This is a genomic window from Enterobacter cloacae complex sp. P18RS (assembly GCF_014982105.1).
In the GTDB taxonomy this organism is placed as follows: Bacteria; Pseudomonadota; Gammaproteobacteria; order Enterobacterales; family Enterobacteriaceae; genus Enterobacter; species Enterobacter hormaechei_C.
Genome location: NZ_JADCKV010000006.1, coordinates 449,097 through 464,694 on the forward strand (window position 1 = coordinate 449,097; position 15,598 = coordinate 464,694).

Genomic DNA, 15,598 nt, shown 5'->3' on the forward strand with positions numbered 1-15,598 from the left:
CTACATTCACAGTGCAAACACTCAATTATTTAACATTTAAACAACCTTTTATTTACCGGGTGAGGTCGCTATGTCTCTGTCAGTTACGCGTGAAAATTTCGATGAATGGATGATGCCGGTATACGCTCCGGCGGCTTTTATTCCGGTACGTGGGGAAGGCTCTCGCCTGTGGGATCAGCAGGGCAAAGAGTATATCGACTTTGCGGGTGGGATTGCGGTAAATGCGCTGGGGCATGCAAACCCGGCGCTGCGGCAGGCGCTGAATGACCAGGCGGCGAAATTCTGGCATACCGGCAACGGTTATACCAACGAACCGGCATTGCGTCTGGCGAAGAAGCTGATCGACGCCACTTTCGCAGAAAAAGTCTTTTTCTGTAATTCCGGCGCGGAAGCGAACGAAGCGGCGCTGAAGCTGGCGCGAAAATATGCGCACGATAAATTCGGCGCGCACAAGAGCGGCATCGTAGCCTTTAAAAATGCCTTCCATGGCCGCACGCTGTTTACCGTCAGCGCGGGTGGTCAGCCCTCATATTCTCAGGATTTTGCGCCGCTGCCGCCGGATATCCGGCATGCGGCGTATAACGATTTACACTCTGCCAGCGAGCTGATTGACGACACCACCTGTGCGGTGATTGTCGAGCCCATGCAGGGGGAAGGCGGCGTCATGCCCGCCCAGAAAGCGTTCCTGCAAGGGCTGCGCGAGCTGTGCGATCGGCATAACGCGGTCCTGATTTTTGACGAAGTCCAGACCGGCGTGGGCCGCACGGGTGAGCTGTACGCCTACATGCACTATGGCGTGACCCCGGATGTGCTCTCAACAGCCAAAGCGCTCGGCGGCGGTTTCCCGGTGGGGGCGATGCTGACCACCGATAAATTCGCCAGCGTGATGACCGTGGGCACCCATGGCACCACATACGGCGGCAACCCGCTGGCAACCGCTGTCGCCGGACAGGTGCTGGATATCATCAACACCCCTGAGGTGCTGAACGGCGTGAAGCAGCGTCACCAGTGGTTTGTTGAGCGCCTTACTGCCATCAATAACCAGACCGGCTTGTTCAAAGAGATCCGCGGTCTGGGGCTGTTAATAGGCTGTGAACTTGCCCCTGAGTTTGCCGGCAAAGCGAAGCTGATTTCACAGGAAGCGGCAAAGCAGGGCGTAATGGTGCTGATTGCCGGTGCTAACGTGGTGCGGTTTGCCCCTGCGCTGATCGTCAGCGAGGAAGAGGTCAGAACCGGGTTAGATCGTTTTGCGCTGGCCTGCGAACAGGTGAAGTCCGGGGTGTCATCATGATGGTCATCCGTCCCGTTGCGCACGGCGATCTCGCCGGGCTTATGCAGCTTGCCGGTAAGACAGGGGGCGGGCTAACCTCGCTGCCTGCCGATGAAAAAACGCTGTCGGCGCGCATTGAGCGCGCCCTGCAAACCTGGCAGGGGACGTTGCCAAAAAGCGAACAGGGCTATGTGTTCGTGCTGGAAGATACCGACACGGGAACCGTGGCGGGGATTTGCGCCATCGAGGTGGCCGTCGGGCTTAACGATCCGTGGTACAACTACCGCGTCGGCACGATGGTCCACGCCTCGAAAGAGCTGAACGTTTACAACGCGCTGCCGACGCTCTTCCTCTGTAATGACCATACCGGCGCCAGCGAACTCTGCACCCTGTTTCTCGATCCGGACTGGCGCAAAGAGGGCAACGGTTATCTGCTCTCCAAATCGCGCTTTATGTTTATGGCCGCCTTTCGCGACCGCTTCAACGAAAAAGTGGTCGCGGAGATGCGCGGCGTGATTGATGAGACGGGCTACTCGCCGTTCTGGGAGAGTCTGGGCGAACGCTTCTTCTCCATGGAATTTAGCCGGGCGGATTACCTGTGCGGTACCGGTCAGAAGGCGTTTATCGCCGAGCTGATGCCGAAGCATCCTATTTATACCCATTTCTTAACCCCTGAAGCGCAGGCGGTGATCGGCGAAGTTCACCCGCAAACCGCCCCGGCCCGCGCAGTGCTGGAGAAAGAGGGATTTCGCTACCGTAACTACGTCGACATCTTCGACGGCGGCCCGACGCTGGAATGCGACATTGACCGCGTTCGCGCCATCCGTAAAAGCCGCCTGGTTGAGGTTTCAGAAGGCCAGCCCGCGCCGGGCGAGTGGCCAGCCTGCATGGTCTCGAACGAGAATTACACCAACTTCCGCGCCATGCTGGTGCGAACCAACCCAACATGCGAGCGTCTGGTACTGACGGCTGCGCAACTGGATGCCCTGAAATGTAACGCTGGCGACACGGTTCGCCTGGTGCGGCTCTGCCCTGAGGAGAAAACAGCATGACTCTATGGATTAACGGTGACTGGGTAACGGGCGAAGGTGACGCGCGGACAAAAACTAACCCGGTCGGCCAGGAGGTGCTCTGGTCGGGGAACGACGCCAGCGCCGGGCAGGTTGAGCAGGCCTGCCAGGCTGCACGCCGCGCGTTTCCGGCATGGGCGAAACGGCCATTCTCCGAGCGCCAGGCGCTGGTTGAGAAATTTGCTGCGCTGCTGGAGGCCAATAAAGCCGAGCTGACCCGCATCATTGCCTGCGAAACCAGCAAGCCGCGCTGGGAGGCAACAACCGAAGTCACGGCGATGATCAACAAAATTGCGATATCGGTGAAGGCGTACCATACCCGCACCGGCGAGCAGCATACCGAGATGCCAGACGGCGCCGCCACGCTGCGCCACCGTCCGCACGGGGTGCTGGCGGTGTTTGGCCCTTATAACTTCCCCGGACATCTGCCGAACGGGCACATTGTGCCTGCGCTGCTGGCGGGGAATACCGTCATCTTCAAGCCGAGTGAGTTAACCCCCTTAACCGGAGAAGCAGTCATAAAACTCTGGGAGCAGGCGGGGCTGCCGCCGGGGGTGGTGAATCTGGTGCAGGGCGGGCGTGAAACAGGTCAGGCGCTGAGTGCGCTGAGCGACATTGACGGTCTGCTGTTCACCGGCAGTGCCGGAACGGGCTATCAGCTGCATCGTCAGCTGGCGGGGCAGCCGGAAAAAATTCTGGCGCTGGAGATGGGCGGCAACAACCCGCTGATTGTGGAAGATCCGGATGATATCGATGCCGCGGTCCATCTGACCATTCAGTCGGCGTTCATTACCGCCGGACAGCGCTGTACCTGTGCCCGCCGCCTGCTGGTTAAACGCGGCGCGCAGGGGGATGCGTTCCTGAAGCGTCTGGTGGAGGTGAGCGCGCGTCTGGTTCCCGCGAAATGGGATGCCGAGCCGCAGCCGTTTATCGGCGGGCTGATCTCCGCGCAGGCGGCGCTGAACGTGCTGAAAGCGTGGCAGGAGCACATGGCGCGCGGGGCGAAAACCCTGCTGGAGCCGAAGCTGGTTCAGCCGGGCACGTCGCTGCTGACGCCGGGGATTATTGAGATGAGTGCGACGAGCAACGTGCCGGATGAAGAGGTCTTTGGCCCGCTGCTGTGCGTCTGGCGCTATGACGATTTTGAGTCGGCGATCGAGATGGCCAACAACACCCGCTACGGCCTGTCGAGCGGCCTGATATCGCCGCATCGCGAGAAATTCGAACAGCTGCTGCTGGAAGCGCGCGCCGGGATCGTGAACTGGAACAAACCGCTGACCGGTGCGGCGAGCACCGCGCCGTTTGGTGGCGTAGGGGCGTCGGGCAACCATCGCGCCAGCGCCTGGTATGCCGCCGATTACTGCGCGTGGCCGATGGCAAGCCTGGAAACCCCGGCGCTGACGCTGCCGGAGACGCTGAATCCGGGGCTGGATTTTACAGAGGGTGACGCCCATGAAAGCGCGTGAGGTTAACTTTGACGGCCTCGTGGGGCTGACGCACCACTATGCCGGGCTGTCGTTCGGTAATGAAGCCTCGACGAAGCACCGTTTCCAGGTCTCGAACCCGAAGCTGGCGGCGAAGCAGGGCCTGTTGAAAATGAAGGCGCTGTCCGATGCCGGTTTCCCGCAGGCGGTGATCCCGCCTCAGGAGCGACCAAACGTGGACGTGCTGCGCCAGCTGGGGTTCAGCGGTACGGATGAACAGGTGGTGGAAAAAGCAGGCACGCAGACGCCACACCTGCTTTCGGCGGCCAGTTCAGCCTCCTCGATGTGGGTGGCGAATGCCGCCACCGTTGCGCCGTCGGCGGATACGCTGGACGGCAAAGTGCATCTGACCGTGGCTAACCTGAACAACAAATTCCACCGCGCCAGCGAAGCGGAGACCACCGGGCGCGTGCTGCGCGCCATTTTTAATCATGAAGCGCATTTCGAGGTGCATTCGGCGCTGCCGCAGGTCGCGATGTTTGGCGATGAAGGGGCGGCAAACCACAACCGTCTGGGCGGCGACTATGGCGAACCGGGTTTGCAGCTGTTTATCTATGGGCGGGAAGAGGGCGGCCACGCCGCGCCGGTTCGTTATCCGGCGAGACAAACCTTAGCCGCAAGCCAGGCGGTTGCGCGGCTGAACCAGGTTAATCCTTCTCAGGTGATTTTTGCCCAGCAAAATCCGCAGGTGATCGACCAGGGCGTGTTTCATAACGACGTCATTGCCGTTTCCAACCGTCAGGTGCTGTTCTGCCACGAGCAGGCGTTTGCCCATCAGGAAAAGTTGCTGGCCACGCTGCGCGAACGGGTGCCGGGATTTATGCCTATTCAGGTGCCCACGCAGGCGGTAAGCGTGCAGGATGCGGTCGAAACGTATCTGTTCAACAGCCAGCTGCTGAGCCGGGATGATGGCAGCATGATGTTGGTGCTGCCGCAGGAGTCCCGCAACCATCAGGGCGTCTGGCGCTATCTCAGCGAACTGGTGCAGGCGGATAACCCGATTGATGAACTGCGCGTGTTTGATCTGCGGGAAAGTATGGCCAACGGCGGGGGACCGGCGTGCCTGCGACTGCGCGTGGTGTTAACGCCGGAGGAGATGCAGGCCGTGAATCCGGCGGTGATGATGAACGACACGCTGTTCAATACCCTCAATGACTGGGTGGACCGCTATTATCGCGACCGTCTGGTTCAGGCCGATCTGGTTGATCCGCAGCTGCTGCGCGAAGGCCGCGAGGCGCTGGATGCATTATCGACCATCCTGCAACTGGGATCGGTTTATCCGTTCCAGCGCTAAGGAGATGATATGGAAAACTTACTGGCGCTGACGCTGGCCGAAGAGACACCGGAGCGGCAAGAGGGGGAAGGCCCCTCGTTCCACTGGCGATGGCTGGGGCGGGGCGTGCTTGAACTGACGCCGACGGGGGAATATGACCTGTCGCTGCTGCTTTCGACCGGCATTCACGGAAACGAAACCGCGCCCGTGGAGATTGTCGATCTTTTGCTGCGCGCGCTGTTTCGCGCAGAGATCACGCTGCACTGCCGTCTGCTGGTGGTGCTGGGAAATCCGCCTGCGCTGGCGCAAAATAAACGGTATCTCGTGAGCGACATCAACCGCATGTTTGGTGGTCGCTGGGCGCAGTTTCCACAGATTGATGAGACGACACGCGCGCAATGGCTGGAGAAGGTGGTCACGGCGTTTTTTGCCGGGGCGGGGGAAACGCGCTGGCACCTCGATCTGCATACGGCCATTCGCGCCTCGTACCACGTGCGTTTTGGCGTGTTACCGCAGCGTCATCAGCCGTGGGATGAGGCGTTTCTGACCTGGCTTGGCGACGCGGGGCTGGAGGCGCTGGTTTTCCACCAGACGCCAGGCGGCACGTTTACCCACTTCACCTGCGAGAATGTTGGCGCGTTATCCTGCACCCTGGAGCTGGGAAAAGCGCTGCCGTTCGGGCAAAACGACCTGACGCGTTTTGCCCCTACGCATCAGGCGCTTCGGGCGTTGCTCGCCGGGGTTGCGCCGGAGCCCACCCGGGAACCCGTCGTGCGCTATCGGGTCGTGCAGCAGATCACGCGTCAAAGCGAGGCTTTCCAGCTTCATATGGCGCCCCATACGCTGAACTTTACGCCGTTTCGCCAGGGCGTCCTGCTGGCGGAAGATGGTGAGACGCGCTATGCGGTACAGAAATCCACGGAATATGTTTTATTTCCTAATCCGTCGGTCGCGTTTGGTTTGCGCGCTGGCCTGATGCTGGAAAAAATGCCCTGATCGTCTCCCCTCGCGCAGACCGGAGGGGAAATGAAGAATAAATTTCTTAGCGTTAAAAGCGCTCTGGTATTGTTTGCGGAATATTCCTGGAGAATTGCTTTATTATTAAACGGCACTTCGCTATACTTCTCCATAATCTCTTTAAAATCATCCTGTTGAATATTTTTGTTTCATCTCTCCACGCTTTTTCCTTAATTTCTCCACAATTGGCGAAAAGTTGTTTTTTACACTTTCATTGTTTTACCGTTGCTCTGACTAATTGACGATAAACCCCGTAAAGTTAATCTCGTCAACACGGCATAGCGCCGAAGAATAACTGAAAGTAAGGAAAGACATTATGCGTAAATTAACTGCACTGTTTGTTGCCTCTACCCTGGCTCTGGGCGCTACCAGCATGGCGTTCGCCGCCGATACCGCGACCACTACCGCCGCGCCGACGGAAGGCAAAATGATGATGCATCATAAAGGCAAGCCGGGTATGCACCATGAGATGATGATGTTTAAAGATCTGAACCTCACCGATGCGCAGAAGCAGCAGATCCGCGACATCATGAAAAGCCAGCGTGACCAGATGAAACGTCCTCCGCTGGAAGAGCGCCGCGCAATGCATGACATCATTGCCAGCGACAGCTTCGATAAAGCAAAAGCGGAAGCGCAGATCGACAAAATGGCCGAGCAGCATAAAGCGCGCATGCTGGCCCATATGGAAACCCAGAACAAGATTTACAACATTCTGACGCCGGAACAGAAAAAGCAATTTAATGCCAATTTTGAGAAGCGTCTGACAGAACGTGCAGCGCCGGAAGGTAAAATGCCTGCACCAACCGAATAATCGGTTCACTCTCTTAAGACCGCCGGGCTCCTGTCTACAAAAGCGAAAACGCTGTGGACAGGACCGGCGGTTTTTCTTTTATCCCATGCCTAAGGTCTGGCCTGACTGCTGCCGATAATACGTTTGTGAAAATGCGCTGGCGCACGGTGCGTCCTTCAGGAGTGGTCATGGAATTCTTTGATATCCGTAAAATGCCGGTCAGTCTCTGGCGTAATGGTGCGGGTGAGACGCGTGAGATTTGCTGTTTTCCTCCCGCGACGCGGGATTTTTTCTGGCGGGCCAGTATTGCCTCCATCGCCAGTAACGGCGAATTTTCCGCGTTCCCGGGCGTCGACCGGGTGATTACGCTGCTGGAGGGCGGCGAGGTGACCCTGGATGCAGGCAGGGCGTTTTGTCATACCCTGAAGCATCATCAGCCTTACCGATTTGCGGGCGATCTGGCGGTGAAAGCCGTGCTCACAGAGGGGCAGATGTCGATGGACTTCAACATCATGACCCGACGGGATTGCTGCCAGGCAAAGGTGCGCGTTGCTACCCGGACGTTCACTACCTTCGCATCACGCGGTGGGGTGGCATTCGTATTAAGCGGCGCCTGGCAACTGGGCGACAAATTACTGACCGCCGATCAGGGCGCCAGCTGGGAAGCGGGCAGTCATACCCTCCGTTTACTGGAAACGAAGGGGTCGCTGCTGTTCAGTGAAATTACCTGGCTGCCGGGTCATTGAGGACGATGATCTCATATTTTCCGGTTAACAGTGGCTTGCAGAGAATTTTGTAACCATCCTGATCGAAACCGGCAGGGGTGCGCAGCAGAGCGGTAGCGTCATCCAGATTTTCAACGGCGCCAAGCCAGAGCCAGTTGCGGATGATGTGATAGTGCGTCATCCCATCGCGGGTTTCTTTCAGCGCCACCGCGCCTTCCCACGGCCAGCAGTTAACGCTGATAGAGGCTAGGCCAGCCATAAACCGGGCATGATGTTCTTCAACGCTCTCTTTTCCACAGCACGCCCCGGCGCAGCGTTTCAGCGCTGAGCGGAAACAGGCGCGACCACGGGTGGTGGCTTCCAGTCCTAACAGGCCGTAACAAAGCTGTAATTCATCAGCCAGGGATTGCAGGGTTTGCAGTGCGGCACGTTTGTTGGCAAACAGACCGTAAAGATTGGGTTCATGCGAAAAATCCACTTCCCGGGCATAAACGACCTGCGGTTTTCCTGCGTTAATCTGCAAGGAACACAGCTGGCGGTTGCGGCGCAGGCGTTTGTTAAACAGCGGCTGCTGTTCCTTGATGAGCCGGGCTTCGAGCAGAAGCGCGCCCAGTTCGCCTGCCGTCTCGATCCAGGTGATCCGCCGGGACTGCCTGAGCATCGATGCTTCATCCGGCGTACGCAGGTGCGACATCACCCGGCTGCGGATATTCACGCTTTTGCCGATATAGAGCGGCATGGTGTCGCTGTCGCCGTGGAAGAAATAGACGCCAGGCTGTTTAGGCAGTGCCTCAAGCCAGGGGCGAAGATGCTCGGGATATTCGTAGATAGCCGCCGCTTCGAACTCAAGACGCGGGGCGGATTGACGCCTGCTCACATACTGCTCCATATACTGTTCAGGCATACAGTGTAGCAGGTGTTTGGTGGTTAAAAAAGAGCCGGGTGGCGGCTACGCCTTACCCGGCCTGCAAAGCGGAGTTACCGTTTTGCTTTTACTTTTTCCAGAAATCATCAAACACCGTAATGGGCGGACGGCGCTTATGCTCGGTTTTCAGATACCAGCCTTCGATAATTTTAGCGGTACCTTCGTCGAGCGTTTTGCCTTCCAGATAATCATCGATGTTGTCATACGTAACGCCCAGCGCCGCTTCATCCGGCAGGGAAGGGCGATCGTCCTCCAGGTCCGCCGTTGGCGCCTTCTTATACAGGTGCTCCGGGCAGCCCAACGCCGCCAGCAGTTGCTTACCCTGACGCTTGTTCAGGCGGAAGAGGGGGTTGATATCCGTGCCGCCATCGCCGTATTTGGTGAAGAAGCCGGTGATGGCTTCCGCGGCGTGGTCAGTGCCGACGACGACCCCTTTGGTCATCCCTGCGATACTGTACTGCGCTTTCATGCGCTCACGGGCTTTCTCGTTGCCGCGGACAAAATCGCTCAGTTCAATACCGGCTTCACGCAAGGCCTGCTCGCTGGCCAGTACCGAACCTTTAATATTTACGGTAAGAACACGGTCCGGCTGAATAAACGCAATCGCATCCTGACAGTCCTGCTCGTCGGCCTGCACGCCATACGGCAGACGTACGGCAATAAATTGCAGCGCGGTGTCACCGGTCTCGTCACGCAGCTCGGAGATGGCCATCTGGCTCAGCTTACCGGCCAGAGTGGAATCCTGACCGCCGCTGATGCCCAGCACCAGCGTCTTCAGGAAAGGGTGTGCAGACAGGTAAGCTTTCAAAAAATCAACGCTACGACGGATCTCTTCATTGGCATCAATCGCAGGTTTCGCGCCCAGCGCCTGAATAATTTCTTGTTGCAGAGCCATTACGCCCTCCCTATGCAGAACCAAACAGAAAGTGTGATCTGTTAAAACTAACCCTTTGTCGGGGAAACGACAAGGATCACAGTTTTGAGTGTACTGTTTTACAGCGATTTAGCAGCTTACCGTTGTTTTATTAGAATTTTCCGAAATTCGTCTGGCGTAACTCGCAAAGTTGAACAATAGTAATTTTTATCCCATGCTTAGTTAACACGCTGATAAACAAGAGGACGGAATATGAACAAGAACGTAGCAGGAATTTTAAGCGCAGCGGCGGTACTGACTATGCTGGCAGGGTGTACAGCTTACGATCGCACTAAAGATCAGTTCACACAGCCAGTGGTAAAAGACGTCAAAAAAGGCATGACGCGTTCCCAGGTTGCAGCCATTGCCGGTAAACCTTCTTCAGAAGTCACTATGATCCACGCGCGTGGTACCTGCCAGACCTATATTCTGGGTCAACGTGATGGTAAGGCAGAGACCTACTTTGTCGCCCTGGATGATACGGGTCACGTGATCAATTCTGGTTACCAGACCTGTGCCGAATACGACACCGACCCACAGGCACCTAAGGCACAGTAAGCCTGCTTGCCTGAGAGCGTAAACAAACCGGCCGGAAGGCCGGTTTTTTTATGCATACGTGAATCTTATTTCTTGGCGCGAATTATTTGCCTGAAATGTGAAGGTAGTCAACAAGCCAGGTCAATGAGAGACAATTTCAGTCTATCCAGAATTATCCCCTCCCTGTACCATTGCGTATACTCACTTCAACGACAAACAATGTTCAGCACACTGCCCGTCAGCCAGGATAGCGAGTCGAGTGATAGCGAGACGGCGGGTAGCCAAACAAGAGGGAAGTTATCATGGAAAAGAAACATATCTATCTGTTTTGCTCTGCGGGCATGTCCACTTCGCTGCTGGTTTCCAAAATGCGCGCGCAGGCCGAAAAATATGAAGTCCCTGTGGTGATTGAGGCGTTTCCGGAAACGCTGGCGGGCGAGAAGGGTCAGACAGCCGACGTTATTTTACTCGGGCCACAAATCGCTTATATGCTGCCAGAAATTCAGCGTCTGCTACCCAATAAGCCGGTCGAAGTGATCGATTCCGTTTTATACGGCAAGATTGATGGTTTAGGTGTATTAAAAGCTGCCGTTGCGGCGATTAAAAAAGCTGCTAATTAATTTTTTATTTTTCCCGTCAAAGAGTTATTTCACACACAATACGCCGTAACGGTCGTTGCGGCATTTAAGGGTATTTTCCTATGAGTAAAGTCATCGCTTCACTTGAAAAGGTACTCCTTCCTTTTGCTGTTAAAATAGGAAAGCAGCCTCACGTTAATGCCATTAAGAACGGCTTTATTAAATTAATGCCGTTGACATTAGCCGGGGCAATGTTCGTTTTAATTAACAACGTTTTTCTGAGCTTTGGAGAAGGTTCCTTTTTTTATTCATTAGGAATTAGGTTAGATGCTTCAACTATTGAAACCCTTAATGGTTTAAAAGCCATTGGCGGCAACGTATACAACGGTACGTTGGGTATTATGTCGCTAATGGCGCCTTTCTTTATCGGAATGGCGCTGGCGGAAGAGCGTAAAGTGGATCCGCTGGCGGCAGGCTTACTGTCCATTGCCGCGTTCATGACCGTCACACCGTACAGCGTGGGTGACGCTTACGCCGTTGGCGCCAACTGGCTGGGTGGGGCAAACATCATTTCCGGTATTATTATCGGACTGGTGGTGGCCGAAATGTTCACCTTCATTATTCGCCGTAACTGGGTTATCCGCTTGCCGGATAGCGTTCCGGCCTCCGTTTCTCGTTCATTTTCCGCGTTGATTCCGGGCTTCATTATTCTCTCCATCATGGGGATTATTGCCTGGGCGCTCTCTCACTGGGGCACAAACTTCCACCAGATCATTATGGACTCTATCTCAACGCCGCTGGCGTCGATGGGTAGCGTGGTCGGTTGGGCGTATGTCATCTTTACCTCCCTGCTGTGGTTCTTTGGCGTGCATGGTTCACTGGCACTGGCGGCGCTGGACAGCGGTATTATGACCCCATGGGCACTGGAAAACGTCGCGCTTTACCAGCAGTACGGCTCCGTCGATGCGGCGCTGGCGGCCGGTAAAACCTTCCATGTGTGGGCGAAGCCGATGCTTGACTCCTATATCTTCCTGGGCGGTACCGGGGCGACGTTGGGTCTGATCATCGCGGTCTTTATTGTCTCTCGCCGCGCCGACCATCGTCAGGTTGCGAAGCTGGCCCTGCCATCAGGCATCTTCCAGATTAACGAGCCGATCCTGTTTGGTCTGCCAATTATCATGAACCCGGTGATGTTCATTCCCTTCATCCTGGTTCAGCCGCTGCTGGCCGCGATTACGCTGACGGCGTACTACCTGGGCATTATCCCGCCGGTGACCAACATTGCGCCGTGGACGATGCCGGCTGGTCTGGGCGCGTTCTTCAACACCAACGGTAGCGTGGCGGCCTTCCTGCTGGCGATATTCAACCTCGGGATTGCAACCCTGCTCTACATGCCGTTCGTGGCGATTGCGAACAAGGCCGCAACGGTTATCGATGAAGAAGAGAGCGAAGAGGATATCGCCCTCGCACTGAAATTCTAAAATTGCACGGCGCGGGGCAACCCGCGCCAGCGGAAAGGAGCTTAAAGATGTTAGATTTAGAGAGTATCGTTGCCGAAGAAACCGCAGAGAACGATCTGGAAGAGGTGGTGATGGGCCTCATCATCAACTCCGGGCAGGCACGCAGCCTGGCGTATGCGGCGCTTAAGCAGGCTAAGCAGGGCGACTTCGTTGCCGCGAAAACCATGATGGAGCAGTCCCGTACAGCGTTAAACGAAGCGCATCTGGTGCAGACGAAGCTCATCGAAAGCGACCAGGGCGAAGGGAAGATGAAAGTGAGTCTGGTGCTGGTACATGCGCAGGATCATCTGATGACCTCCATGCTGGCACGCGAGCTGGTCGCGGAGCTCATCGAGCTTCACGAGAAGATGCAATAAGTCAGTTGAAGTAGCAGGAGGTCAGCACGATGGAAATCAAAACCGCACATGAGCAACAGCTGTTTAATGGCAAAAATTTTCACGTGGTGATTTACAACAAAACGGAGAGCGCCAGCGGTCTGCACCAGCATGACTACTACGAGTTCACGATTGTTCTGACCGGCCGCTACTATCAGGAGATCAACGGTAAGCGCGTCCTGCTTGAGCGTGGCGATTTCGTCTTCCTGCCAATGGGATCTTATCACCAGAGCTTTTATGAGTTTGGTGCGACACGCATTCTGAACGTAGGGGTGAGCAGGCGTTTCTTCGAGAAGCACTATCTGCCGCTGGTGCCGTTCTGCTTTGTGGCGTCACAGGTGTATCGCGTTAAAAATGAGTTTATGACCTGGATTGAAACGGTTATCGCATCGCTGAATTTCCGCGACAATGAATTTGATGAATTTATTGAAACCGTGACGTTCTACGTCATGAATCGCCTCCGCCATCACCGTGAAGAACAGCAGGTGGTGGATGATATTCCTCAGTGGCTGCGCAGTACCGTGGAGCTGATGCACGATAAAGGACAGTTCAGCGATAACGCCCTGGAGAATATGGTGGCGCTGTCGGGTAAATCGCAGGAATATTTGACGCGCGCCACGCAGCGTTATTACCGTAAAACGCCTGTGCAAATCATTAATGAAATCCGCATTAACTTTGCCAAAAAACAGCTGGAAATTACTAACTACTCTGTCACCGATATCGCTTACGAATCGGGTTACAGCAGCCCCAGCCTGTTTATTAAAACCTTTAAAAAATTGACTTCATTCACACCGAACAGTTACCGCAAAAATTTAACGGTAATTAATTAACTTTCGGCGGTTTATCCGCCAGGAACAGTGACGTAATGGCTTGCCCAAATAGCGGGAAGAGTACGCTATACCTTGCAGGCGATTAACCTGATACGCTAAGGGAGATATTATGCAACAGAAATTAAAAGTCGTAACCATTGGTGGCGGCAGCAGCTATACCCCGGAATTACTTGAAGGTTTCCTGAAACGGTATCATGAATTACCGGTCAGCGAATTATGGCTGGTGGATGTTGAAGAAGGTCAGGAGAAGCTGAATATTATTTTTGAACTGTGCAAACGCATGGTTGAAAAAGCGGGCGTGCCCTTAACCGTGCATAAAACGCTGGATCGCCGCCTGGCACTGAAAGATGCTGACTTCGTGACCACGCAGCTGCGCGTCGGCCAGCTGAAGGCGCGTGAGCTGGACGAGCGCATTCCGCTGAGCCACGGTTATCTGGGCCAGGAAACCAACGGGGCAGGTGGCCTGTTTAAAGGCCTGCGTACTATTCCGGTCATTTTTGACATCATTAAAGACGTGGAGGAGATCTGCCCGAACGCCTGGGTGATCAACTTTACCAACCCGGCCGGGATGGTCACCGAGGCAGTCTATCGCCACACCGGTTTCAAACGCTTTATCGGCGTCTGCAATATTCCGATTGGCATGAAGATGTTCATCCGCGATGTACTGGAACTGACCGATAACGATGATCTCTCCATTGATCTGTTCGGCCTGAATCACATGGTCTTTATCAAAGATGTGATAGTGAACGGGCAATCGCGCTTTGCGGAACTGCTCGACGGCGTCGCCTCTGGTCGCCTGACCGCGGCCTCGGTGAAAAACATTTTCGATCTGCCGTTCAGCGAAGGGCTGATCCGCTCCCTGAATCTGCTGCCGTGCTCGTATCTGCTCTACTACTTCAAGCAGAAAGAGATGCTGGCCATTGAAATGGGCGAATACTACAAAGGTGGCGCACGCGCTCAGGTTGTACAGAAAGTAGAGAAGCAGCTTTTTGATTTGTATAAAGATCCGAACCTGAACGTCAAACCGAAAGAGCTGGAGCAGCGCGGCGGGGCATACTATTCGGATGCCGCGTGTGAAGTGATTAACGCCATTTACAATGACAAGCAGGCCGAGCACTATGTGAACGTTCCCCATCACGGGCACATCGACAATATCCCGGCAGACTGGGCCGTTGAGATGACCTGCATTCTTGGGCGCGAGGGTGCAAAACCGCATCCCCGCATTACCCACTTCGATGATAAGGTGATGGGCCTGATTCACACCATCAAAGGCTTTGAAGTGGCGGCGAGCAATGCGGCCCTGAGCGGCGAACTGAATGACGTGCTGCTGGCGCTGAACCTCAGCCCGCTGGTGCATTCTGACCGTGACGCTGAAAAACTCGCGGGTGAGATGATCCTGGCGCATGAAAAATGGCTGCCAAACTTTGCTGCAACGGTTGAGAAACTGAAACTCACACACCGTTAAGAGGAGGCGCGATGGAAAACCTGCTGATCGTCAATGCCGATGATTTTGGCCTGTCAAAAGGGCAGAACTACGGCATTATTGAAGCCTGTCGCCGGGGCGTCGTGACCTCTACAACAGCGCTCATCAACGGTGAGGCGGTGGAACATGCGGCGCAGTTAAGCCGTGAGCTGCCCGAGCTGGGCGTGGGCATGCACTTTGTGCTGACGCTTGGGTTGCCCCTTTCGCCAATGCCGGGCCTGACGCGCGACGGCCAGCTGGGGAAATGGATTTGGGAAATGGCGGAGCAGGACGCTCTGCCGCTCGATGAGATTGCCCGCGAGCTGGATTGCCAGTTTAACCGCTTTGTGGATGTGTTTGGCCGCGAGCCAACCCATATTGACAGCCATCATCATGTGCATATGATCCCGGCGATTTTCCCGCTTGTGGCAGAGTTTGCGCAACGTAAAGGCGTGGCGATGCGCGTGGATCGTGAGGTGCGCGGGTTGCCGGACGTCGCGGTGACGTCAACGGAGGGGTTCAGCAGCGCATTTTATGGCGACGAGATCGACGAAGCGCTGTTCCTGAAGGTGCTGGATGACTCCGCCGCAAAAGGGGAGCGCTCGCTTGAGGTAATGGCGCACCCGGCGTTTGTCGATAACATCGTACGTAAGAGCGCCTACTGCTGGCCGCGTCTGGCAGAACTGGATGTGCTGACGTCGGCGTCGTTAAAGTACGCGATTGCCGAGCGTGGGTATCGTCTGGGGACGTTCAGGGATCTTTGAGATAAAGCCCGGTGGCGAGGTAAAAGCAAAACGGTAACCTTTTGGTTACCGTTTTTATTGTTTTCT

Annotated in this window: 16 protein-coding genes; 14 read left to right on the forward strand and 2 right to left on the reverse strand. The window is 55.6% G+C overall.

Annotated elements, in window-relative coordinates:
- Window positions 1-70 precede the first annotated feature (70 nt).
- The 7 genes from INF61_RS04515 (at window position 71) to ves (ending at window position 7,650) form a co-directional block, all read left to right on the forward strand.
- A complete protein-coding gene (locus tag INF61_RS04515) occupies window positions 71-1,291 on the forward strand; it encodes an aspartate aminotransferase family protein (protein ID WP_032104258.1) in 1,221 nt (406 codons plus the stop codon).
- Window positions 1,288-2,322: an arginine N-succinyltransferase gene (astA, locus tag INF61_RS04520; protein ID WP_058700341.1), complete on the forward strand. Its 1,035-nt coding sequence runs from the start codon at window positions 1,288-1,290 to the stop codon at window positions 2,320-2,322. Before INF61_RS04515 ends, astA begins: the two co-directional genes overlap by 4 nt.
- Window positions 2,319-3,806, forward strand: a complete 1,488-nt coding sequence (gene astD, locus INF61_RS04525; protein WP_058689450.1) for a succinylglutamate-semialdehyde dehydrogenase — start codon at window positions 2,319-2,321, stop codon at window positions 3,804-3,806. The genes astA and astD overlap by 4 nt, the downstream gene beginning before the upstream one ends.
- Complete coding sequence (astB, locus tag INF61_RS04530) at window positions 3,793-5,118, forward strand: N-succinylarginine dihydrolase (RefSeq protein ID WP_032104259.1); 1,326 nt, start codon at window positions 3,793-3,795, stop codon at window positions 5,116-5,118. The genes astD and astB overlap by 14 nt, the downstream gene beginning before the upstream one ends.
- A 9-nt stretch (window positions 5,119-5,127) precedes the next feature.
- Entirely contained in the window at window positions 5,128-6,093 is a 966-nt protein-coding gene (gene astE, locus INF61_RS04535) for a succinylglutamate desuccinylase (protein WP_193547551.1), read from the forward strand.
- 337 nt (window positions 6,094-6,430) lie between these two features.
- Entirely contained in the window at window positions 6,431-6,925 is a 495-nt protein-coding gene (spy, locus tag INF61_RS04540) for an ATP-independent periplasmic protein-refolding chaperone Spy (protein WP_015570753.1), read from the forward strand.
- A 167-nt stretch (window positions 6,926-7,092) separates the two neighbouring features.
- Window positions 7,093-7,650, forward strand: coding sequence for an environmental stress-induced protein Ves (gene ves, locus INF61_RS04545; protein WP_017384666.1), 558 nt, complete (start codon window positions 7,093-7,095; stop codon window positions 7,648-7,650).
- Here ves and cho read toward each other — a convergent pair.
- Window positions 7,628-8,506: an excinuclease Cho gene (cho, locus tag INF61_RS04550; RefSeq protein ID WP_063136382.1), complete on the reverse strand. Its 879-nt coding sequence runs from the start codon at window positions 8,504-8,506 to the stop codon at window positions 7,628-7,630. The two genes, ves and cho, sit on opposite strands and share 23 nt — an antisense overlap.
- 115 nt (window positions 8,507-8,621) lie before the next feature.
- Window positions 8,622-9,449, reverse strand: coding sequence for an ammonia-dependent NAD(+) synthetase (gene nadE / locus INF61_RS04555; protein WP_003857837.1), 828 nt, complete (start codon window positions 9,447-9,449; stop codon window positions 8,622-8,624).
- Between the two features lie 231 nt (window positions 9,450-9,680).
- On the opposite strand from nadE, the gene osmE reads away from it, so the two are divergent.
- The 7 genes from osmE (at window position 9,681) to chbG (ending at window position 15,532) form a co-directional block, all read left to right on the forward strand.
- Window positions 9,681-10,025 carry an osmotically-inducible lipoprotein OsmE gene (osmE, locus tag INF61_RS04560; RefSeq protein WP_003857836.1) on the forward strand — a complete coding sequence of 115 codons (345 nt, stop codon included), beginning with the start codon at window positions 9,681-9,683 and terminating at the stop codon, window positions 10,023-10,025.
- A 281-nt stretch (window positions 10,026-10,306) separates the two neighbouring features.
- Window positions 10,307-10,624, forward strand: coding sequence for a PTS N,N'-diacetylchitobiose transporter subunit IIB (gene chbB, locus INF61_RS04565; protein ID WP_015570750.1), 318 nt, complete (start codon window positions 10,307-10,309; stop codon window positions 10,622-10,624).
- An 80-nt stretch (window positions 10,625-10,704) separates the two neighbouring features.
- On the forward strand, window positions 10,705-12,063 hold the full coding sequence (gene chbC, locus INF61_RS04570; protein WP_017384664.1) for a PTS N,N'-diacetylchitobiose transporter subunit IIC: 1,359 nt from the start codon (window positions 10,705-10,707) through the stop codon (window positions 12,061-12,063).
- Between the two features lie 47 nt (window positions 12,064-12,110).
- Window positions 12,111-12,458, forward strand: coding sequence for a PTS N,N'-diacetylchitobiose transporter subunit IIA (chbA, locus tag INF61_RS04575; RefSeq protein WP_003857835.1), 348 nt, complete (start codon window positions 12,111-12,113; stop codon window positions 12,456-12,458).
- Window positions 12,459-12,487: 29 nt separating this feature from the next.
- Window positions 12,488-13,306: a transcriptional regulator ChbR gene (chbR, locus tag INF61_RS04580; RefSeq protein WP_017384663.1), complete on the forward strand. Its 819-nt coding sequence runs from the start codon at window positions 12,488-12,490 to the stop codon at window positions 13,304-13,306.
- 109 nt (window positions 13,307-13,415) lie between these two features.
- The gene (locus INF61_RS04585) at window positions 13,416-14,771 is read left to right on the forward strand and encodes a 6-phospho-beta-glucosidase (RefSeq protein ID WP_017384662.1); all 1,356 of its coding nucleotides are present in this window, start codon (window positions 13,416-13,418) and stop codon (window positions 14,769-14,771) included.
- An 11-nt stretch (window positions 14,772-14,782) separates the two neighbouring features.
- Window positions 14,783-15,532, forward strand: a complete 750-nt coding sequence (chbG, locus tag INF61_RS04590; protein WP_045334058.1) for a chitin disaccharide deacetylase — start codon at window positions 14,783-14,785, stop codon at window positions 15,530-15,532.
- Window positions 15,533-15,598: the final 66 nt, after the last annotated feature.